The organism is Streptomyces kaniharaensis (genome assembly GCF_009569385.1).
GTDB classification, from domain to species: domain Bacteria; phylum Actinomycetota; class Actinomycetes; order Streptomycetales; family Streptomycetaceae; genus Kitasatospora; species Kitasatospora kaniharaensis.
In genome coordinates this window covers 2906756-2926300 of sequence record NZ_WBOF01000001.1, presented here as the reverse complement: position 1 = coordinate 2926300, position 19545 = coordinate 2906756, and the positions used below count along the sequence as shown (strand labels likewise).

Below are 19545 nucleotides of genomic sequence, written 5' to 3'. Positions count from 1 at the left end.
CGGTGGGTGCCCGGGTCAGGACGGCGGGTGACCGGGCCCTCGCTCGGACGGGTGAAATCTCGTCGCGCCCCGCATCCCTCCCACCTCGGGTTCCGGTGCCCGGATCCGGTAACGATCAGCTGGGAAGCGCCCCGCGGTCAGCCATTTGGCGGTAAGAAGTGATGTTGGACAACCACCGGCGGACGCCACGTCAGCCGATGCGCCCGCCAGACCCAGCAGTCCCGCCCGCCACAGGGAGCCCCACAGGTGAGCCAGCCGGAAATGCAGCCCGAGGAGAGTCCCTGGGGCAAGGAGATCGGCGAGGAGGACCAGCCCGCCGCGACGGTCGCACACCGGGAGTCCACCCGGCGCCGCACCGACCTGAGCACCCGCCAGTTCCCGCTCGGGGACTGGGGCGAGCCCGCCGAGCGGCTGGAGGAGCTCTACCGCTGGTCCGAGGAGCGGGCGGTCGAGGCGATCGAGTGGTACCGCAGGGACCGGATCTGGAAGCGCCGCTGGGCGCGCCTGCTGCGGTTCGGCACGGCCGGCTTCGCGATCGGCGGGGTGACCGCCCCGCTGGTGGACCTGACCGGCGCGGTCGCCCACGGCACCGGCTGGGGCTTCGTCGGCCTGGCGCTCGCCGCGGCCTGCCACGGCACCGACCGGGTGTTCGGCCTCACCTCCGGCTGGATGCGGGACGTCAGCACCGCGCAGGCGCTGCAACGCCGCCTGGAGGCCTTCCAGTTCGACTGGGCGTCGGAGTGCGTGCGGGAGGTGCTCGGCCCGACCGAGGGCACCGCGGGCGAGGCCGCCGAGCGCTGCCTGGGCGTGCTGCGCCGGTTCTGCGAGGACGTCTCGGACATGGTCCGCACCGAGACCTCGGAGTGGATGCTGGAGTTCCGCGCGTCGATGACGCGGCTGCCCACCCAGGCCCCGGGGGCGTGGGGCGGGCGCAGCGAGACCGGGATGGGCGCCCAGGTGCGGGTCCTGCCGCCGCCGGGTGCCCGGCCCACCATGCCGCGTCAGCGCCCGCCGGAGGGCCCGCTGCGCTGAGCCTTCCGGCAGGTCAGCCGGCCCGGGGGCGGGCTCAGGCGAAGACGATCATCGAGCCCTGGGCGACGCTGCGGGTCGCCGCCGCGTACAGGCCGGACCAGGCGTGCCGCTCGCGGGCGAAGGGGTGCACGTCGTCCAGCGGCGGTGCGAACGGCTGCTCCAGGCCGGTCGGCCCGAGCGGCCTGGTCGGGGCCGGCGGGTTGTGCGGGTCGAGGCCCAGCGCCGGTGCCACGGCGTGCAGTTCGCGCAGCAGCCCGTGGCTGGATCCGAGCGGCCCGCCGGAGGCCAGCAGCACGTCGTCTACCAGCGGTGTCGCGAACTCGATCGGCACGTAGGCGCCCGCGTGGTCGAAGTGCCAGACCAGGTGCGACTGTTCGGCGCTGCTCTCGAACATCTCCAGCAGCTGCTCGTAGTCGCCGCCGAGCGAGTCCACCGGCGTGATGTCCAGGCCGGTGAGGCCCAACAGGTAGGCGCGGCGCAGGAAGTGCAGCGAGTCGTAGTCGAAGGCGGCTATCGGCTCGACCGCCCCGCTGATCCCCGGGACGTACTGGTAGACCGGCACCTCGGGCAGTCCGCGCGAGGTCAGCACGGCGTTGTAGAGCGCGAGATCGTCCCGGAAGGGGTTGTCGGGGCTGTGGCTCAGCACGTCCACGAGCGGGACGAGCCAGAGGTCGCAGGCCATGGCCGGCTCTTCCTCTCCGGGCGGGAGTCGTCCGCGAGACCGGGACGACGACTGGGGGGCGGGGTCGGGCGGCCGCCAGTCGGGCGGCCGGTTCGACGAGCGCCCACCCTACCGGCCCGGCGCACGGTGCGGATCGGGCCGTCCGGACGCGGACTCGGAAGGCGGCTCGGGCGGCCGCCGGGCGAACCGGCCGTACGGGATCGCGCGGGGCGGGGGCACCAGGCCGAGCCCCAGCCCGAGCTCCCGGCCCAGCTCGCGGCCGACGTCCTCGGCCCGCCGGGTCCGCTCCGGCCGGACCGTCCCGGGCCCTGCGGACGGCTGCGACGGCACGGGCGCCAGCGGCTCGGGCTCCGGCTCCCCGTCCGAGAACTCCGTGAGCAGCCCGAGCACGGCCACCGACTCCAGTGGCTGCCCGGCCAGCCCGGCCAGCATCTGCACGGTGAACAGGTTGTACTCGCAGATGATCCGGTACGCCCCGACCGGGTCCCGCGCCTCGATCGTGTCCACCAGGTCGAGGTGGCGGTCCCAGCACGCCCCGGCCAGGACGGGTATCGCCCGCAGGTAGGCCGCCGCGAACATCCAGGACTGCACCCGCAGCCAGTCCAGGTAGTCGCCGACCCGGCGGTTGCCGAGCAGCCCGGCGACCTCCTGCCAGAAGCGGCGGTCGCAGCCCACCATCACGTCCAGGTTCCCGGCCCGGGCGGCGCGCACCGCGGCGTCGGCCCGGCGGCGCAGCGAGGGCAGCCGGGTGAGGTCTGGCAGCGCCCGGCGGGTGCGGAACTGGCGGTAGTAGCTGTCGGTGAGCAGTACCCGGGACTCGAAGATCTCCAGGAAGTCGTCCCAGCCGAGCTCAGGCACGGTGAACCCGCGGTGGTGCTCGGTCCGCAGCAGCCCCTGTGCGCCGAGGTCGACCAGCGCCTCGCGGGCCGGGGTCGCGGAGACGCCGTACAGGTCGGCGATCTCCTTGACGGTGAAGTTGCGGCCGGCCTCCAGCCGGCCGGCCATCATCTCCTCCCGCAGCGCGCCCGCGATCTGCTCGCGCAGGCTGTTGCGCCGGATGACGGGACGGGTGTCGCCTGCGCCGTTGCCGGGCATGCGCGCGACCTCCTCGGGCGGGCCGGTCGGCCGCCCCTCGGCGAACCGGCCGAAGAACGGCTGGGAACACGACGAGTGCTCATCTTCTCAAACCCGCCCCGAGCAGGTACAGGCCAACCCCGGGCCCTCGGACCGGCCCGGTGGTGGCCCCTCAGCGCTGGACCGGCGCCGGAATGCCGAGCAGGCGGTCCCGCAGCACCGGGAACTCGGCCCGGGCCTTGGCCACCTCAGCCGGGTCGAACTCGACGGTCAGCACCTGCTCCCCCGACCCGGCCTCGGCCAGCACCCGGCCCCACGGGTCCACCACGATGCTGTGCCCGGCCTGCTCGACCCCGCCGTGCGTCCCCGCGGTGTTGCAGGCCAGCACGTACGCCTGCTCCTCCACGGCGCGCGCCCGGGCCAGCAGCGTCCAGTGCTCCCGCCGCCGCTCCGGCCAGGCCGCCGGGACGACCAGCAGTTGCGCGCCCGCGTCCAGCAGGGCCCGGAACAGCTCCGGGAAGCGCAGGTCGTAGCAGGTGGCCAGGCCCAGCGTGCCGAAGTCGGTGGCCGCCGTGACGATCTCCTGCCCGGCGCCCATCACCACCGCCTCGCCGCTGTCGAAGCCGAAACGGTGGATCTTGCGGTAGGTGTGCACCAGCTCGCCGTCCGGCGCGAACAGCAGCGAGGTGTTGTAGATCGGGCCGTCGGGATCACGTTCGACGATCGACCCGGCGTGCAGCCAGACCCCGGCCGCCCTGGCCGCCGCCGCCATCGCGTCCGAGGTGGGCCCGTCCAGGGTCTCCGCACCGTCCGACCAGAGGTCGTAGGCGAAGCCGCCGAGCGGCCACAGCTCGGGCAGGACCACCAGGTCGGCGCCGGTCTGCGCACGCACCAGCGAGGCGGCTCTGGCCCGTCGCTCGGCCGGCGGCTCGGCGTCGGAGACCGCGAGTTGGATCAATGAAGCGCGCACAGTACCACCGTCCACGGCAAGAGTCCTACGATCGTCACCCGAAAGCGCTGCCCGGCTGTCTCCCGGCAGCGTAACGTGCGGTTAGCGTGTGCGCCCGGAGGCCGGACCAACCCGGTCGGCCGCGGAGGCAGGGCGCGCGCGGCAAGGCAGCTGACGGAGGGCCGGAGATTCCCGTGACGGACAACCAGACCGTGCAGGCTTACACCGAGGCGTGGACCCAGAGCATCGAGTCCATATCGGAGCTGGTCGCCCGCCTCCCCGAGGACTCCTGGAACCGGGCCACCGAGTGCCCCGGCTGGTCGGTGCGCGACATCGTCTCGCACGTCATCGCCGTCGAGTCCGAGCTGCTCGGCGACCCCCGCCCGATCCACTCGCTGCCGCGCGACCTGCGCCACGTCACCAGCGAGTTCGCCCGGTACATCGAGCTGCCGGTCGACAAGCGCCGCTGCCACACCGCGCTGGAGATGACCGGCGAGCTGGAGTACACGATCATCCGGCGCTCGCGCGCCCTGCGGAACGCCAAGCAGACGGCGAACGAGCCGATCCGCTGGCCGGCCGGCCCGTACAGCCGCGACGTGCCGTACCACGAGCTGCTGCGCCTGCGGGCCTTCGACGTCTGGGCGCACGAGCAGGACCTGCGCCGGGCGCTGGACGCGCCGGGCAACCTGGACTCACCGGCCGCCCTGATCAGCCGGGACGTGCTGCTGGAGGCGCTGCCCAAGGCCGTGGCCCACAACGCCGGCGCCCCGGCCGGGACGAGCCTGGTACTGGACGTCACCGGCCCGGTCGAGTTCCTGCGCACCGTCCGGGTGGACGGAGCCGGCCGCGGCATCGTGGACGAGTCGATCAGCCTGGCCCCGGACGTCCAGCTGACCATGGGCTGGGAGACCTACGTCCGGCTGGCCTGCGGCCGGGGCCGCCCCGGCCCGGTGAGCGTCGACGGCGACAAGGAGCTGGCCGAGCGGGTGCTGGCCACCTTCTCCGTCACCCTCTGACCGGCTCTAGCCGGTCGGTCCGGCCTGCGCCAGCTTCCGGCGCAGGCGGAGGATCATCAGCGTGCCCACCGCCAGCGGGACGTACTGCCAGCAGAACGCCCAGCGGAAGGCGGTGGCCGAGTACGTCTCGGCGCCGGCCGGGGCCAGCGCGTCGAGGGCGACGCCGATGCCGAACAGGGTGATCATCGTGCCGATGAACCCGCCCATGTTGACGATCCCGGAGGCCGTCCCGAGCCGCTCCACCGGGTTGCGGGCCCGGGCGTAGTCCAGGCCGACCAGCGAGGCCGGGCCGTTGCTGCCCATCACCAGGACGATCCCGGCCAGCAGCCAGGACGGCGGGTGCCCGCCGGGCCAGGCCAGCACCAGCGCCCAGCCCAGCCCGGTGGCCGCGACGACGGTCAGCACGATCGGCATCCGGGCCCGCGGCGAGACGGAGAGCACCCGGCCGAACAGGAAGCCGAAGGTCATGTTGCTGAGCACCAGCAGGGTCAGCAGCCCGCCGGCCTCGGCGCGGGACATCCCCTGCGCCTCCACCAGATAGGGCATGCCCCAGAGCAGGGCGAAGGTGTTGCCGGGGAACTGGGTGGTGAAGTGCACCCAGAGCCCGAGCCTGGTCCCCGGCTCCTGCCAGCACGCCCGGACCTGCCGCCCGACCCGTGGCCGGTGCTCCACCGGGTGGACGGCCGCCGGGTCGGGCGGCAGGTCCGGGAACTCCCGCAGCGCCGGGGACTCCTTCAGGAAGAGCGCGACCAACGCGAACACCGCGACGCCCAGCAGCGCGATCGCCGCGAAGGTCGGCGTCCAACCTTCGCTGTGCAGGGCCTGCGCCAGCACCACGGTGGTGACCAGGTTGCCGGCCATCCCGGAGAGGCCGGTCAGCTGCGCGACGAACGGGTTCCGCGCGGCCGGGAACCACCGCGCGGCGATCCGCAGCACGCTGATGAAGGTCATCGCGTCGCCGCACCCGAGCACCGCCCGGCAGGCCAGCGCGGGGACGAAGGAGGAGCTGAACGCGAAGGCCAGCTGGCCGGAGCTGAGCAGCAGGACGCCGAGCAGCAGCACCTTGCGCGGCCCGAACCGGTCGACCAGCACGCCGACCGGGATCTGCATGGCCGCGTAGACCAGCACCTGGAGGATCGAGAAGGTGGAGAGCGCGGAGGCGCCGATGCCGAAGCGGTCGGCGGCGTCCAGCCCGGCCACGCCGAGGCTGGTGCGGTGGATCACCGCGAGGACGTAGACGCAGGCGCCGATGGACCAGGCCAGCCAGGCGGCGCGCCCGCCGGGCGGGGCGGGGACCGGCGCGGGTGCGTGCTCGGCGGAGGAACGGGGAGCGCTGGCGGACAGGGGACGGGCTGAACTGGCGGGCTCCGCGGTCATAGTGCGTCCAGAGTAGTCATCCCATCATCGGATGCCCAGCGCGGGGTGGGGCCGATCGGCCACGAACAGCCTCAGCCGGTGACCGTCCAGGACACCGAGCGGGTCATGTAGCGGTCCCGGAAGGCCTCGTCCCGCACCCAGTCGGTGGTGTCCCGGACGGTCGCGGTCACGGTGGCCGTGCGGCCGGGAGCGAGGTTCAGCTGGGCGGTGTCCAGCCAGCCGCGGTCCGCCGCCTGCGGCTCCACCGGGACGCCGTCCACCTTCCAGTCCACCCGCAGCTGACGCGGCCCGGCCAGCGGCAGCGGCCGGACGTCCAGCCGGGGGCGGCCGCTCACCTCGCCGGGCGGCGGCATCGGGGCGTCGGTCGGCCGGACCCTGCGGTACAGCTCCTCGATGATCGCCTCCCGCGACGGGAGGTTGTACGCGCTGCCCAGGGTGCGCATCACCGAGTCCGGCGTCGGCCGGTAGAGCCCGTTGGCGCTGCGGTACGCCCCCACCGTCCCGGCGCCGTCCGGGGACTCGGCGCCCAGCCAGCGCCACCACTTGGCCTGCTTCTTGCGCATGTCGTCGGCGTTGAGGGTGGAGAGGTTCGGGTAGTCGGAGTCGTCCGGGGCGCTGTCGTACTCGTCCCCGAGGTCCCCCACGGTGTGGCCGATCTCGTGCTGGATGATCCGCCCCGCGTCCGGACTGCCGCCCGCCAGGGTGGTCACCCCGGTGCCCCCGGCGCCGCCGTACTCGGCGGAGTTGGCCAGCGCTATCAGGTACTGCGGCCCGGCACCGTCCCCCGCGTACCGGGCGGTGGCGGCCTCGTCGGCGCAGAGCAGCCGGGCGGTGCCCTCACACCAGAAGTGCATGCCGAGCGGGGTCGCGTTGTGCCCGCGGCCCTCGGTCTCGGCTATCCCGGAGACCGGGGAGACCACCTCGACCCGCCGTATGTTGAAGAACCCCTGGTAGGTGCGGAACGGCTCGATGTCCATCAGCGAGCGCCAGGCCCGGTCGGCCTGCTGCCGGAACAGGTCCTGCTCGTCGGCCGTGTAGCCGTCTCCGAGCAGCACCAGGGTGATCCGGTTGGCCGGGTCCCCGGTGCGGCGTATGTCGACGGTGGGGGCGGCCGCGGCGCTGCCCAGGTCGGCGCGCTGCGCGGTGTGCGGCGGCACCGCCCGGTCGACCGCGGCCCCCGGCCCGATCACGCCGAACGGCGGGGGCCCGGCCAGCTCCAGGGCGGCCGGCAGTACGGCGGTGGACACCAGCACGAGCGCGGCCAGACTCCGGACGAGACGGCCAGGGTTGCCAGGCGGCATACGGGTGCGTCCTCGGTGCTCCGGTCACCCGGAGTCGCCCGGGTGGTGGAGCGGAGACGTACCCGGACCGGCGTGTCGCCCCTACCGGCCCACGAAAATGTCACCGACCTGGCCGAACGATCCGCATCGCCCCAGTCATACCAACGAATTTCGGCCCGGCTGCTTCCGCAGGGTCAGCACCAGATGGGTCCCCAGCCCGAACAACAGCCCCCAGAACGCCGAACCGATCCCGAACAGGCTCATCCCCGACGCACTCGCCAGGAACGTCACCACCGCCGCGTCCCGCCCCCGCTCGTCCGCGACCGCCGCCGCCAGGCTGCCCTGCAGCGACGCCAGCAGCGCCACCCCGGCGATCACCGCGATCAGCTCCTTCGGCAGCCCGGTGAACAGGCTCACCAGCACCCCGCCGAAGCTGCCCACCACCACGTACAGCGCCCCCGAGGACATCCCCGCGACATAGCGCTTGCGCGGGTCCGGGTGGCTCTCCGGACCCGAGCAGATCGCCGCCGTGATCGCCGCCAGGTTCACCCCCGGCGAGCCGAACGGCGCCATCAGCAGCGACGCCACACCGGTCGAGCCGATCAGCAGCCGGTCGTCCGGCCGGTAGCCGGAGGCCCGCATCACCCCGAGACCCGGCGCGTTCTGCGAGGCCAGCGCCACGATGGTCAGCGGCAGAGCCAGCCCGACCAGGGCCGACCAGGAGAACGCCGGCACCGTGAACACCGGCCGGGTCGGCCCGCCCGAGCCCAGGTGCAGCGGCAGCCCGACGGTGACCGCCGCCAGCACCCCGCCCACCAGCAGCGCCACCGGGACGGCGTACCGCGGTGCCAGCCGCTTGGCCAGCAGGAACGCCGCGAAGCTCCCCACAACAAGCGCCGGCGCGCTGTGCACGGCACCGAAGATCCCGGCGCCGAAGGAGAACAGGATGCCCGCCAGCATGGCGTTGACGATCCCGACCGGGACCGCCGCGATCAGCCGCCCGAACCAGCCGGTCACCCCGAACAGCGTCACCACCACCGCACTCACCGCGTACGCCCCGATCGCCTCCCGGTACGGGTACGCGCCCAGGCTCGTCACCAGCAGTGCGGCCCCCGGCGTGGACCAGGCGGTGATCACCGGTGTTCTGGTCCACCAGCTCAGCAGGAAGCCGCTCACCCCGCTGCCGATGGACACCGCCCAGATCCAGGACGCCGTGTGCGCCTCGTCCAGCCGCCCGGCGGCCGCCGCCGCGAGCACCACCACCAACGGGCCCGAGAACGACACCGCTATGCACACCAGCCCGGCCAGCAGCGCCGGCCCCGACACGTCCCGCCGCAGCGACCGACGTTCCCCGCCCCCGACCGGCACTGTCTCCGGTCGAACTGTCAGCTCTTCAGTCATTCAGGCAGTATCCCGAAGCCCCGCCGAAGACTCCCGGAAAAAACTTTTGAACTCACCTGCAACCCCCGGCGGGGATGCGCGTCTATGTGGATGAAGGCACGGAGAGCGAGACCGGCAGAGCCGGGGGGCGCTTCCGCTCACGAGGAGCGGGGCCGGTCGTCTTCATCCACACACCGTCAGTCACATGACCCTGGGGAGTCACGTCATGCGCACGTCCGTTATCACCCGTTTCGCGAAGAACGACCGCGCCCTCTCCGGCCGCCGCCGCATCGCCACCCTCGCCGCCACCGTCGTCCTGGCCGGCGGCATCCAGATGCTCGCCACCGACAGCGCCTGGGCCGCCTGCCCCGGCCCGTACGAGGCGAACAACCCCACCGTCTCCCAGGAGGCCCGGCAGCGGCACCACGACGGGACCCCGGTCGCCGACTTCATCGCGCCGGTCCCGGCCTCGCTGACCGTCGGTTCGAGTGTCGAACTCGGCGTGGAGTTCGGCAACTTCACCGGGGCCGACTACGACGACGCCGCGCCCAGCCTCACCCTGTTCAGCCCCAGCGGTGTTGCGCACCGCCCCCTCCTCCAGTACCTGACGGTCGAGGCCATGCACGACGGCGCCTGGACGCAGCTCGCCATCGACCCCGGTTGCCTCGGCGAGGCCATCCGGGTCGACACCTCGCCGCTGTTGCAGCACCTGGCGAACGGCCGCGCCAGCCGCGCGATGTTCCGGATCAGCCTGGCGGCCGACACCCCCGAGGCCCTCAAGTCGCTGTCGATCACCACCTCGGCGTGGGCCGAGGTCGGCGGCACCGGCAAGTCCCGGAGCAGGACCGTCAAGGTCCTCCACACCGCCACCGAGCCCACGGCCACCGCCACCCCGAAGCCGACCGCCCCGGCCACCAAGAAGCCCGCTCCGGCCAAGGCCTCCCCGGCAGCTCCGGCCAAGCCCGCCGCCGACAAGACCGCCGCCGCGCCCGCCGCCGAGGCTCCGAAGTCCCCGGCACCGCAGGCAACTTCGGCCGCGCCCGCGACCACCGCGCCGGCCGGCACCCCCGAGCTCGCGCAGACCGGCTCCAGCAGCACCAACGGCTTCCTCGCCGCCTCCGCCGCCGCCCTCCTCGCCCTCGGCGCGGGCGTCCTGATCGCCGTCCGCCGGCTGCGCACCCAGCGCTGACCGGCGCACCGCGCACGAAAGGGGCCCTCCTCCGCACGGCGGTGCGGAGGAGGGCCCCTTCTTCGGTCCTGCCGGGCGTCAGCCCCAGGTGATCAGGCGCTTCGGACGCTCCAGGAGCGCGGCCACGTCGGCCAGCACCTTGGAGCCCAACTCCCCGTCCACCAGGCGGTGGTCGAAGGAGAGCGCCAGCGTGGTCACCTGGCGCGGAACGACCTTGCCCTTGTGCACCCACGGCAGTTCCCGGACCGCGCCGAAGGCGAGGATCGCGGCCTCGCCCGGGTTGAGGATCGGGGTGCCGGTGTCGACGCCGAAGACGCCGACGTTGGTGATGGTGACCGTCCCGCCCTGCATGTCGCCGGGCGAGGTCTTGCCCTGGCGGGCGGTTTCGATCAGCTCACCGAGTGAAGTGGCCAGGCCCGCAAGGGTCTTGCCACCGGCGTCCTTGATGTTCGGGACGATCAGGCCGCGCGGGGTGGCCGCGGCGATGCCGAGGTTCACCTGACCCTTGATGACGATCTCCTGGGCCGCCTCGTCCCACTGTGCGTTGATCTCGGGGTGCCGCTTGATCGCGACGAGCAGCGCCTTGGCGACGAGCAGCAGCGGGCTGACCCGGACGTCCCGGCCCAGCTCGCCGCTCTCCTTGAGGTTGCGGACGAGCTTCATCGTGCGGGTCACGTCGACCTGGACGAACTCGGTGACGTGCGGGGCGGTGAAGGCCGAGGCCACCATCGCCTGCGCCGTCGCCTTCCGGACGCCCTTGATCGGCACCCGGACGTCGCCCGCGGCCTGAACCAGCACCGGTGCCTCGACCGTCTCGGCCACGACGGGCTCGGCGGCCGGGGCCGCGGCGGCAGCGACGGCCGACGCGTGGGCGTGGACGTCCTCGCGGGTGATCACGCCGTCCCGCCCGGTCGGGGTGACCGCGCGCAGGTCGATGCCGAGGTCCTTGGCCAGCTTGCGCACCGGAGGCTTGGCCAACGGCCGCTCGCCGGCGGGCTGTTCGGCCACGACGGGCGCCGGGGCGACCGGGGCGGGGGCCGGCGCGACCGGGGCGGCGGGCGTCGGAGCCGGCTTCACCACGGTCGTCGTGGTGGTCCGGCGGGCCCGGCGCTGGGTGACGCCGGTCCGCGGCCCGTAGCCGACCAGCACCTCGCGCCGCTCCGGCTCGGCCGGCTCGGCGGGAGCAGCGGCGGGGGCGGCCGGAGCCGGGGCCCCGCCCTCCCTGGCGACCGCGACCGCGATGATCACGGTGCCGACGTCGACCGTCGCGCCCTCCGGGAAGAAGAGCTGCTCGACGACCCCGTTGAACGGGATCGGCAGCTCCACCGCGGCCTTGGCGGTCTCCACCTCGCAGACGACCTGGCCGTCCGTCACGGTGTCACCCGGCTTGACGTACCAGCTGAGGATCTCGGCCTCGGTGAGGCCCTCACCCACGTCTGGCATCTTGAACTCGCGGAGCGAGCGAACTTCGGTGGTCATCATCGCTCCCCGGGATCAGTACGCGAGCGCGCGGTCGACGGCGTCGAGCACGCGGTCCAGGTCGGGGAGGAAGGCCTCCTCGACGCGGGACGGCGGGTACGGCGCGTAGTAGCCGCCGACCCGCAGGACGGGTGCCTCCAGGTGGTAGAAGCACCGCTCGGTGAGCCGGGCGGCCAGCTCGGCGCCCATGCCCAGGAAGACCGGCGCCTCGTGCACCACGACGGCCCGCCCGGTGCGCTTGACCGACTCCTCCAGGGTGGCGAAGTCCACCGGGGAGAGCGAGCGCATGTCGACGACCTCCAGCCGGCGGCCGTCCTCCTCGGCGGCCGCGGCGGCCTCCAGGCAGACCTTGACCATCGGGCCGTAGGCGATCAGCGTGGCGTCGGTGCCGGGCCGGACGATCCGGGCGTCGTGCAGGCCCAGGTCGGCGGCGTCGCCGACCTCGCCCTTGTCCCAGTAGCGGCGCTTGGGCTCCAGGAAGATGACCGGGTCGTCCGACGCGATGGCCTGCCGCAGCATCCAGTGCGCGTCGTGCGCGCCGGACGGGGTGACCACGCGCAGACCGGCGGTGTGCGCGAAGTACGCCTCGTGCGACTCGCTGTGGTGCTCGACCGCGCCGATGCCGCCGCCGTACGGGATGCGGACGGTGATCGGCAGCTTCACGTGGCCGAGCGCGCGGGCGTGCATCTTGGCCAGCTGGGTGACGATCTGGTCGAAGGCCGGGTAGACGAAGCCGTCGAACTGGATCTCGACCACCGGGCGGTAGCCGCGCAGCGCGAGGCCGATCGCGGTGCCCATGATGCCGGACTCGGCGAGCGGGGTGTCGATCACCCGGCTGTCCCCGAAGTCCTTCTGCAGGCCGTCGGTGATCCGGAAGACGCCGCCGAGCTTGCCGATGTCCTCGCCCATGAGGACGGTCTTCGGGTCGTTCTCCAGCGACTTGCGCAGCGCGTCGTTGAGCGCCTTGGCGATGGTGAGCTGACCGGCCATCAGAGGTTCTCCCCCGCCTCGAAGGAGGCCGCGTACTCGACGTACTCGGCCCGTTCCTCATCGACCAGCGCGTGCGGCTCGGCGTAGACGTGGTCGAAGATCAGGGTCGGGTCCGGGTCCGGCATGCTGCGCACGCCCTCGCGCACCCGCAGCCCCAGCTGCTCGCTCTCGGCGTCGATCGAGGCGAAGAACTCCTCGTCGGCCAGGCCCTCCTTCTCCAGGTGGGCCTTGAGCCGGGCGATCGGGTCCTTGGCCTTCCAGGCCTCCGTCTCCTCGGCGAGCCGGTAGCGGGTCGGGTCGTCGGAGGTGGTGTGCGCGCCCATCCGGTAGGTGAACGCCTCGATCAGCACGGGGCCGTTGCCGCTGCGGGCGTAGTCGAGCGCCCAGCGGGTGACGGCCAGGCAGGCCAGCACGTCGTTGCCGTCGACCCGGACGCCCGGGAAGCCGAAGCCGGAGGCGCGGCGGTACAGCGGGATCTTGGTCTGGTTGGTGGTGGGCTCGGAGATCGCCCACTGGTTGTTCTGGCAGAAGAACACCACCGGGGCGTTGTAGACCGAGGCGAAGGTGAAGGCCTCGTTGACGTCGCCCTGGCTGGAGGCGCCGTCGCCGAAGTAGGCGATCACCGCGTCGTCCGCGCCGTCCTTGCTGATGCCCATCGCGTAACCGGTGGCGTGCAGGGTCTGCGAACCGATCACGATGGTGTACAGGTGGAAGTTCTTCTCGTTCGGATCCCAGCCGCCGTGGTTCACGCCGCGGAACATGCCGAGCAGGTTCAGCGGGTCGACGTCGCGGCACCAGGCCACACCGTGCTCGCGGTAGGTCGGGAAGGCGTAGTCGCCGGTGCGCATGGCGCGCCCCGAGCCGACCTGGGCGGCTTCCTGGCCGAGCAGCGAGGCCCACAGGCCCAGCTCGCCCTGGCGCTGCAGCGCGGTGGCCTCGCCGTCGAACCGGCGCACCAGCACCAGGTCGCGGTAGAGGGCGCGCAGCTCCTCCGGGGTCGTGGTGAGCGGGTAGTCCGGGTGCTCGACCCGCTCGCCTTCCGGGGTGAGCAGCTGTACGAGCTCCGGCTGGGCGTCCGTCCCCTTGGCACGGAGGGTGTCAGGGACGCCGGGGGCCGCCTTCTTGCGGGCCCTCGCCGTGCTTTTGACGGTCACGTTCACTCCTCGGTCTGTCCGGCCGCCCGGGGTCGCCGGTGACCGGTCCGGTCACCGCCTCGCGGGGCGCGCGTGGGTGTGCGCACCTACTGCGGGGCAGGTGGTGATCCTGTTCCGACGGCGTCCCTCACGAGAACGTTACCCAGCGTCCGCCCTTGGCGCGCCTGCGCTAGGACGTCCTACTTGTTCAGGGCCTACAACCCCGAGGGTGCTACGCGCGGCGCGCCGTCGGAAGGGTGGGATGACGGAGGGCGTGACGCAGCTCTCAATTCGGGCGCCTTCAGGACACCAGCGCACGTTATCCGGGCGACGGCCCGTACGTAAGGGGGTTCTCGGTATCGGTTTCGGACCGGTCTGGCCGGATCGCGCCCCTGGGGCGGTGTGAGAGACAGGTCCGTTGTCTGTCGATATAAGCCGGTTTGGCAGCACCCCATAAGGGACAGATCAATCCATTCCGACTCGACGATCGCGAGGCGGCCGCGGCGGGGTGTGCACGATGCGCTGTCGGTCGACCACGACATCGCGATGGTCGACGTGGCCGGCCCGGCCGGAAGCCACGATGTCCCGGGCGTCCTCGCCAGACGGGGGCGGAGTCGCACACCCGCACCAGGCGGACTCACATACACACCCATGACTCTTTGTCAAGGGCCCCAACCGGATGGCCCTAACCTCTGGCTGTGACTTTCAGCCAGACCCTCGCCTGCGCCCCGGCCCGCCCCGACCTCTCCGCCCCGCCGATAGGGACCCTCAGCCCGCCAGTCCCGCACACCGGTCTGGCCGAGGTCCTGTGCCGCTACCGGGTGGGACGGATACTGACCGCCGAACCCGTCGCCGAGGGCCTGCTGAACCGGGGGTACCGGGTCACCACCGAGGCCGGCACCTACTTCCTGAAGTGCTACGTCGACGCCGCCACCGCCAACCGCCCGAAGATCGTCGCCCACCACCGCGCGATGGCCGCGCTGCACGCCCTCGGACTGCCCGTCGCGCCCCCGCTGACCTGCGCCGACCGGGGCGGCACGGTGGTCGGCCACAGCGGCCGGCTGTTCGCCCTGTTCCCGTGGACCGATGGCCGGCACCGGCACGGAACCGAGCTCACCCTCCCGCAGTGCGACGAGCTCGGCGCGCTGCTCGGCCGGCTGCACGGCGCGCTCGACGACGTGTGCGCCCCCCTCGCCCAGCCCGCCGGCTACCGCAGCGCCGACCCCGCCGACAGCGCCGACCTCGCCCGCGACCTGCTCGAACACGCCCGCGCCCACCGCCCGCACGACGACCTGGACGCCCTGGTCGTACAACGCCTCACCGAACGGCTGGAACTGCTCGCCGAACACGCCCACCGCCGGCCCGCCCCGCAGGCCGCCCCGCCCACCGGCTGGACCCACGGCGACTTCCACGGGCTCAACCTGCTGTACGCCGACACCCCGGACGGCAACCGGGTCACGGCCGTCCTGGACTGGGACAAGCTCGGCCCGCAGCCGCGCGCCGAGGAGGCCGTCCGCGCCGCCACCCTGCTCTTCAACGACCGGACCACGGGCACGCTCGACCTGGTCCGGGTCCGGCACTACTCCCAGGCCTACCGGGCCACCGGTGCCGCCACCGCCGAGCACCTGGCCGCGGCCGCCCACCGGGTCTGGTGGGAGCGGCTGAACGACTTCTGGATGCTCCAGTGGCGCTACCAGCGGGCCGACCACCGGGCCGACCCGCTCTACCCCGCCTCGGCGGGCCAGCTGGCGTGGTGGTGCCAGGAGTACGAGCAGGTCCTGGACGCCTTCGCCAACTGACCCGGGCGGTCAGGGCGTCGCCGGCGGCGGCGTGACCGGCAGCGTCGGCTTGGACGTCTGGGTCGGCGCGGGCTGCGCGGAGGACGAGCTGCCGCTGGTCGGCGTCGCCGTGGCCGAGGACGTGCTGGTCGCCGTCGACGTGGCCGTCGGGGTGTGCGTCGCGGTCGACGTCGCCGTCGGGCTGGCCGAGTGCCGGCCCGACGGCGGCGTCGGCGTCGTGTTGCCGCCGTTGTTGCCGCTGTTGTTGCCGCCGTCGGTCGGCTGCTGCGTCTTCCGGGTGGCCGTGCTGGACGCCGACGGGCTCTGGCTGCCGGTCTGGGTCGGCGTGCCGGTCTCGGTGGTGCTCGCCGCCGGGGCCGACGTGGTCTGGACGCCGCCCGGGTTGTTGCCGCCGCCGCCGTCGTTGCCGCCGCCGCTGAGCGCGAGCGCGATGCCGACCCCGGCCGCGACCAGCACGGCCACCACGCCGGCCACCCAGCCCCACGGCCCGCGCCGCCGCCCGGAGTCGTACCCGTCGTCGTCCCCGCCGTCGTGGCCGTGGCCGCCGTCGTACGGGCCGCCGGCCGCCTGGTAGGGCGACGACGGGGTGTGCGGACCGCCCCCGTGATAGGGCAGCCCCGAGGTCGGATCGCCCGCGCCGACCACGCCGAAGGCCGCGGTGGCCGCCGTCTCGTCGGGACGGATCACCTGGGTGGCGCCGGTGTTGCCCTGCCCCGCCGCGGCCAGCCCGGCCGCGGCACCCGCCCAGCCGGCCCCGGCCGCACCGTGCATCTCGCGCAGCATGTGCTGGACGTGCGCGCGGAACTCGTCGGCGTCCTGGAACCGGTCGTCCGGGTTCTTGGCCAGCGAGCGCAGCACCAGCGGGTCCAGCCCGAGCGGCACCCGGCTGTTGGCCTGCGACGGCGGCACCGGCGGGTCCTGGACGTGCTGGTAGACCACCGAGAGCGGGGTGTCGCCGGTGAACGGCGGGCGCAGTGTCAGCAGCTCGTAGAGCATGCAGCCGGCCGCGTACAGGTCGGAGCGGTGGTCGACCGGCTTGCCGAGGGCCTGCTCGGGCGACAGGTACTGCGGGGTGCCCATGACCATGCCGGTCTGGGTCATGGTGGTGGCCCCGCCGGTCAGCGCCCGCGCGATGCCGAAGTCCATCACCTTGACGGCGCCCGTGGTCGTGATGATCACGTTGGCGGGCTTGATGTCGCGGTGGACGATGCCGTGCCGGTGGCTGTAGGCGAGCGCCTCCAGCACTCCGGCGATGATGATCAGCGCCTGGTCGACCGGCGGCGCCGCCTCGTCCAGCAGCAGCTCGCGGACGGTCCGGCCCTCGACCAGCTCCATCACGATGTACGGCGTGGACTCGTCCCCGACGTACTCCTCGCCGGTGTCGTAGACCGAGACGATCGAATGGTGGTTGAGCGCAGCGACGGCGTGCGCCTCGCGGGTGAACCGCAGCCGGGCGACGTCGTCCTGGGCGAGCTCGCCGCGCAGCAGCTTGACGGCGACGGTCCGGCCGAGCCGGACGTCCTCGGCGGCGAACACCTCGGCCATGCCGCCGCGCCCGAGCCGGTGGGTCAGCCGGTAGCGGCCGTCACCGACCGTGCCCAGCGGCGCCGCGGTGCCGCGCCCGGGCGTCTGCGGGCCGCCGGGTGGCATCGACGGAAGCGCGGTGGTCGCGGCGGCGTCGCTCCCCGGGGCGGGCGGCTGCGGGGGCCCACCGGCCTGGCCGGCCGCCCGGGCACCCTCGTCGTCGTCCGGATGCTGCGTCTGTGCCATCGCTCCTCGCCCCGGGCGTTCGCTCGGATCGCGGTGCCCTGTCGCTTACGTATCCCCGAACGCTACCGCTTCCGGGCAGCCCCCGTAGCACACCAAGTTCGGCCGTAAACCGTCAGAGCAGGCCATTCCGGTCGGACGGGGCGTCCAGCACCAGCACCGCGGCGGGCCGCTCGCCGTGCCCGTACTTGGTCTTGGTGTTCTCGGTCTTGGCCTTGTTGATCACGATCGCGATGATGATGCCCGCCAGGACGAGCACACCGACGATGATCGCGATGACCACCGCGGCCGTGGAGCAGCCGCCGCCGCTGGGCGCGGGGGTCGGGTTCGGCCGGTACGGCGGCACCGGCTGCGGCATCGGGCGCGGCGGCGGGGTGTGCGCCGGCTGCTGGAAGGGCTGCGGCGTGCGGTACGCGGGCGGCGGCGTCTGGTACGGCTGCTGCACCCCTCCCTGCTGGAGGAACTGGGGCTGCGGCGTCTGGTAGGCCGGCGGCGGCGTCTGGTACGGCTGCTGCTGCTGGAAGGGCGGCGGGGTCTGCGGGGTGTGCGGCGCGGCGTGCACCGAGCGCGGGCCCTCGTTGATCACCAGCGGGGTGCTGGCCTGCAGCGAGTGCCCGCCGCCGCCCTTCAGCTCCGCGATCAGCCGCTCCGCCTCGTCGCGCATCGCCGCGGCGCTCGGGAAGCGGTGCGCCGGGTCCTTGCGCAGCGCCTGGGCGACGAACGCGTCCACCGCCGGCGTGACCGACCGGTTGATCGTGGACGGCGCCGGCGGCTCCTCCTGCACGTGCTTGTAGGCGATCGAGAACGCCGAGTCGCCGTCGAAGACCAGCTGGCCGGTGAGCATCTCGAACAGCATCACGCCGACCGAGTACAGGTCGGAACGGGCGTCCACCGGCTTGCCGAGCGCCTGCTCCGGCGACAGATACTGCGGCGTGCCGACCACCATGCCGGTCTGCGTCATCGAGGTGACGCCGGACTCCAGCGCCCGGGCGATGCCGAAGTCCATGACCTTGACATTGCCCTTGCGGTCGAACATGACGTTGCCGGGCTTGATGTCGCGGTGCACCAGGCCCATGTCGTGCGAGGCCTCCAGCGCGTTCAGCACGCCGACGGTGACCTTCAGGGCCTCCTCGGTCGGCATCGCGCCGTACTGGCCGATCGCGTCGTTGATCGCCTCGCGCAGGCCCTTGCCGTCGATCAGCTGCATGACGATGTACGGCGTGCTGGAGCCGTCCGCGGCGATGTCCTCGCCGCTGTCGTACACCGTGACGATGTTGGGGTGCTCCAGCCGGGCCACCGCCTGGGCCTCGCGGCGGAACCGCTCCTTGAACGAGTCGTCCCGGCCCAGCTCGCTGTGCATGCTCTTCAGCGCGACCTGCCGGTCCAGCACGCTGTCGTACGCGAGGTGCACGGAGGCCATGCCGCCCTCGCCCAGCAGCCGCTGCAACACGTAGCGGCCGTTGCCCAGGGAGTAGCCCTCGACCGCCGCGTTGCCGTGCTCGCTCATGGTCCTCTGCTCCCCCTCGGCGCGGGCGTCGCCCCCGCGACCGTGACGTTCGGTCTCGTCCGTACGTGGTGTGGGCCCGGCCCGCCGGCCGGCCCGACCCCTGTCGCGGCGGCTCCAGCGGCCTGCGACAGGGGGCCAGGGTATCGGCTCACGCCGACGGCGATCGGCTCAGGGCCGATCCTGGGTCCGGTCCGTGGCCGCCACCCGGCGGTACGACGCTGCACGGCGGACCGTCGCGGTACGACCGGTACGACCGTCTGCGGCCGCCCCCCAGGGACTACCGGTACGGCCTACAGGTACGGGCCGGAACGGATGCCGCGGCCGTGGCCCGGCTCGTCCTCGTCCGCCTCGCCGCCGTGCAGCCCGGGCGGCAGCGCCCGGCGCATCTGCTCCAGCTGCGCCCGCGCCGCCATCTGCTGGGCGAACAGCGCCGTCTGGATGCCGTGGAACAGGCCCTCCAGCCAGCCGACCAGCTGGGCCTGCGCGATCCGCAGCTCCGCCTCGGTCGGGATGCTGTCCTCGGTGAACGGGAGGGACAGCCGCTCCAGCTCGGCGACCAGCTCGGGGGCCAGGCCGAGCTCCAGCTCCTTGATGGAGCTCGCGTGGATGTCCTTCAGCCGCGCCCGGCTGGCCTCGTCGAGGGGCGCCGCCCGGACCTCCTCCAGCAGCTGCTTGATCATGCTGCCGATCCGCATGACCTTGGCGGGCTGCTCGACCATCTCGGTCACCGGGAGCTCACGCGGCGCATCGCCCTCGTCGTCCCCCGCCGGGCTGGCCGAGCCCACGGGCAGCCCGTCCGGCCCGACGATCAGGATCTTCTGGCCGTCCTGCGACTGCTCGTTCATCGGATTCGTCATGAACAACATTCTCTCTCACTGGGGTTGGCCGAGC

Annotated in this window: 16 protein-coding genes; 4 read left to right on the top strand and 12 right to left on the bottom strand. The window is 73.2% G+C overall.

What is annotated here, in order from left to right:
- Positions 1-246 precede the first annotated feature (246 nt).
- Positions 247-1032: an SLATT domain-containing protein gene (locus tag F7Q99_RS13375; RefSeq protein WP_326846619.1), complete on the top strand. Its 786-nt coding sequence runs from the start codon at positions 247-249 to the stop codon at positions 1030-1032.
- A gap of 34 nt (positions 1033-1066) precedes the next feature.
- Here the strand turns inward: F7Q99_RS13375 and F7Q99_RS13370 are convergent, their stop codons facing one another.
- From F7Q99_RS13370 to F7Q99_RS13360, 3 genes are all read right to left on the bottom strand, one after another.
- Positions 1067-1714 (bottom strand): hypothetical protein, encoded by a 648-nt coding sequence (locus F7Q99_RS13370; RefSeq protein WP_153461432.1) that lies wholly within the window; start codon positions 1712-1714, stop codon positions 1067-1069.
- Between the two features lie 108 nt (positions 1715-1822).
- The gene (locus F7Q99_RS13365; RefSeq protein WP_153461430.1) at positions 1823-2809 is read right to left on the bottom strand and encodes a GntR family transcriptional regulator; all 987 of its coding nucleotides are present in this window, start codon (positions 2807-2809) and stop codon (positions 1823-1825) included.
- Positions 2810-2960: 151 nt separating this feature from the next.
- Entirely contained in the window at positions 2961-3758 is a 798-nt protein-coding gene (locus tag F7Q99_RS13360) for a carbon-nitrogen family hydrolase (protein ID WP_326846618.1), read from the bottom strand.
- Between the two features lie 173 nt (positions 3759-3931).
- Here F7Q99_RS13360 and F7Q99_RS13355 point away from each other — a divergent pair, with 173 nt between their 5' ends.
- A complete protein-coding gene (locus tag F7Q99_RS13355) occupies positions 3932-4753 on the top strand; it encodes a maleylpyruvate isomerase family mycothiol-dependent enzyme (protein WP_326846617.1) in 822 nt (273 codons plus the stop codon).
- Positions 4754-4759: 6 nt separating this feature from the next.
- Here the strand turns inward: F7Q99_RS13355 and F7Q99_RS13350 are convergent, their stop codons facing one another.
- The 3 genes from F7Q99_RS13350 to F7Q99_RS13340 all read right to left on the bottom strand — a co-directional run bounded on the left by F7Q99_RS13350 (position 4760) and on the right by F7Q99_RS13340 (position 8811).
- Positions 4760-6130 (bottom strand): MFS transporter, encoded by a 1371-nt coding sequence (locus F7Q99_RS13350; RefSeq protein ID WP_153461426.1) that lies wholly within the window; start codon positions 6128-6130, stop codon positions 4760-4762.
- Between the two features lie 71 nt (positions 6131-6201).
- A complete protein-coding gene (locus F7Q99_RS13345) occupies positions 6202-7431 on the bottom strand; it encodes a M64 family metallopeptidase (RefSeq protein WP_153461424.1) in 1230 nt (409 codons plus the stop codon).
- A gap of 135 nt (positions 7432-7566) precedes the next feature.
- The gene (locus F7Q99_RS13340) at positions 7567-8811 is read right to left on the bottom strand and encodes a benzoate/H(+) symporter BenE family transporter (RefSeq protein ID WP_153461422.1); all 1245 of its coding nucleotides are present in this window, start codon (positions 8809-8811) and stop codon (positions 7567-7569) included.
- A gap of 205 nt (positions 8812-9016) precedes the next feature.
- Here F7Q99_RS13340 and F7Q99_RS13335 point away from each other — a divergent pair, with 205 nt between their 5' ends.
- Positions 9017-9979 carry an LAETG motif-containing sortase-dependent surface protein gene (locus F7Q99_RS13335; protein WP_153461420.1) on the top strand — a complete coding sequence of 321 codons (963 nt, stop codon included), beginning with the start codon at positions 9017-9019 and terminating at the stop codon, positions 9977-9979.
- A 78-nt stretch (positions 9980-10057) separates the two neighbouring features.
- Here F7Q99_RS13335 and F7Q99_RS13330 read toward each other — a convergent pair whose 3' ends face one another.
- The 3 genes from F7Q99_RS13330 to pdhA are packed head-to-tail and all read right to left on the bottom strand — an operon-like array spanning position 10058 to position 13602.
- Complete coding sequence (locus F7Q99_RS13330; protein ID WP_153461418.1) at positions 10058-11458, bottom strand: dihydrolipoamide acetyltransferase family protein; 1401 nt, start codon at positions 11456-11458, stop codon at positions 10058-10060.
- 15 nt (positions 11459-11473) lie between these two features.
- Positions 11474-12448: an alpha-ketoacid dehydrogenase subunit beta gene (locus F7Q99_RS13325; protein WP_407697778.1), complete on the bottom strand. Its 975-nt coding sequence runs from the start codon at positions 12446-12448 to the stop codon at positions 11474-11476.
- Positions 12448-13602: a pyruvate dehydrogenase (acetyl-transferring) E1 component subunit alpha gene (gene pdhA / locus F7Q99_RS13320; protein ID WP_407697777.1), complete on the bottom strand. Its 1155-nt coding sequence runs from the start codon at positions 13600-13602 to the stop codon at positions 12448-12450. Before pdhA ends, F7Q99_RS13325 begins: the two co-directional genes overlap by 1 nt.
- A gap of 677 nt (positions 13603-14279) precedes the next feature.
- Here pdhA and F7Q99_RS13315 point away from each other — a divergent pair.
- Positions 14280-15380 (top strand): phosphotransferase, encoded by a 1101-nt coding sequence (locus F7Q99_RS13315; protein ID WP_326846615.1) that lies wholly within the window; start codon positions 14280-14282, stop codon positions 15378-15380.
- Positions 15381-15389: 9 nt separating this feature from the next.
- On the opposite strand, the gene F7Q99_RS13310 is transcribed toward F7Q99_RS13315, so the two are convergent.
- The 3 genes from F7Q99_RS13310 to F7Q99_RS13300 form a co-directional block, all read right to left on the bottom strand.
- The gene (locus tag F7Q99_RS13310) at positions 15390-17150 is read right to left on the bottom strand and encodes a protein kinase domain-containing protein (protein ID WP_407697776.1); all 1761 of its coding nucleotides are present in this window, start codon (positions 17148-17150) and stop codon (positions 15390-15392) included.
- A 112-nt stretch (positions 17151-17262) separates the two neighbouring features.
- Positions 17263-18654 carry a protein kinase domain-containing protein gene (locus tag F7Q99_RS13305; RefSeq protein WP_153461412.1) on the bottom strand — a complete coding sequence of 464 codons (1392 nt, stop codon included), beginning with the start codon at positions 18652-18654 and terminating at the stop codon, positions 17263-17265.
- Between the two features lie 290 nt (positions 18655-18944).
- A complete protein-coding gene (locus F7Q99_RS13300) occupies positions 18945-19511 on the bottom strand; it encodes a bacterial proteasome activator family protein (RefSeq protein ID WP_153461410.1) in 567 nt (188 codons plus the stop codon).
- Positions 19512-19545: the final 34 nt, after the last annotated feature.

Coding starts and splice junctions, on each gene's coding strand:
- F7Q99_RS13340 (WP_153461422.1), bottom strand. CDS start 8,811: ATGACTGAAGAGCTGACAGTTCGACCGGAGACAGTGCCGGTCGGGGGC.
- F7Q99_RS13300 (WP_153461410.1), bottom strand. CDS start 19,511: ATGACGAATCCGATGAACGAGCAGTCGCAGGACGGCCAGAAGATCCTG.
- F7Q99_RS13310 (WP_407697776.1), bottom strand. CDS start 17,150: ATGGCACAGACGCAGCATCCGGACGACGACGAGGGTGCCCGGGCGGCC.
- F7Q99_RS13335 (WP_153461420.1), top strand. CDS start 9,017: ATGCGCACGTCCGTTATCACCCGTTTCGCGAAGAACGACCGCGCCCTC.
- F7Q99_RS13365 (WP_153461430.1), bottom strand. CDS start 2,809: ATGCCCGGCAACGGCGCAGGCGACACCCGTCCCGTCATCCGGCGCAAC.
- F7Q99_RS13370 (WP_153461432.1), bottom strand. CDS start 1,714: ATGGCCTGCGACCTCTGGCTCGTCCCGCTCGTGGACGTGCTGAGCCAC.
- F7Q99_RS13325 (WP_407697778.1), bottom strand. CDS start 12,448: ATGGCCGGTCAGCTCACCATCGCCAAGGCGCTCAACGACGCGCTGCGC.
- F7Q99_RS13330 (WP_153461418.1), bottom strand. CDS start 11,458: ATGACCACCGAAGTTCGCTCGCTCCGCGAGTTCAAGATGCCAGACGTG.
- F7Q99_RS13350 (WP_153461426.1), bottom strand. CDS start 6,130: ATGACCGCGGAGCCCGCCAGTTCAGCCCGTCCCCTGTCCGCCAGCGCT.
- F7Q99_RS13345 (WP_153461424.1), bottom strand. CDS start 7,431: ATGCCGCCTGGCAACCCTGGCCGTCTCGTCCGGAGTCTGGCCGCGCTC.
- F7Q99_RS13305 (WP_153461412.1), bottom strand. CDS start 18,654: ATGAGCGAGCACGGCAACGCGGCGGTCGAGGGCTACTCCCTGGGCAAC.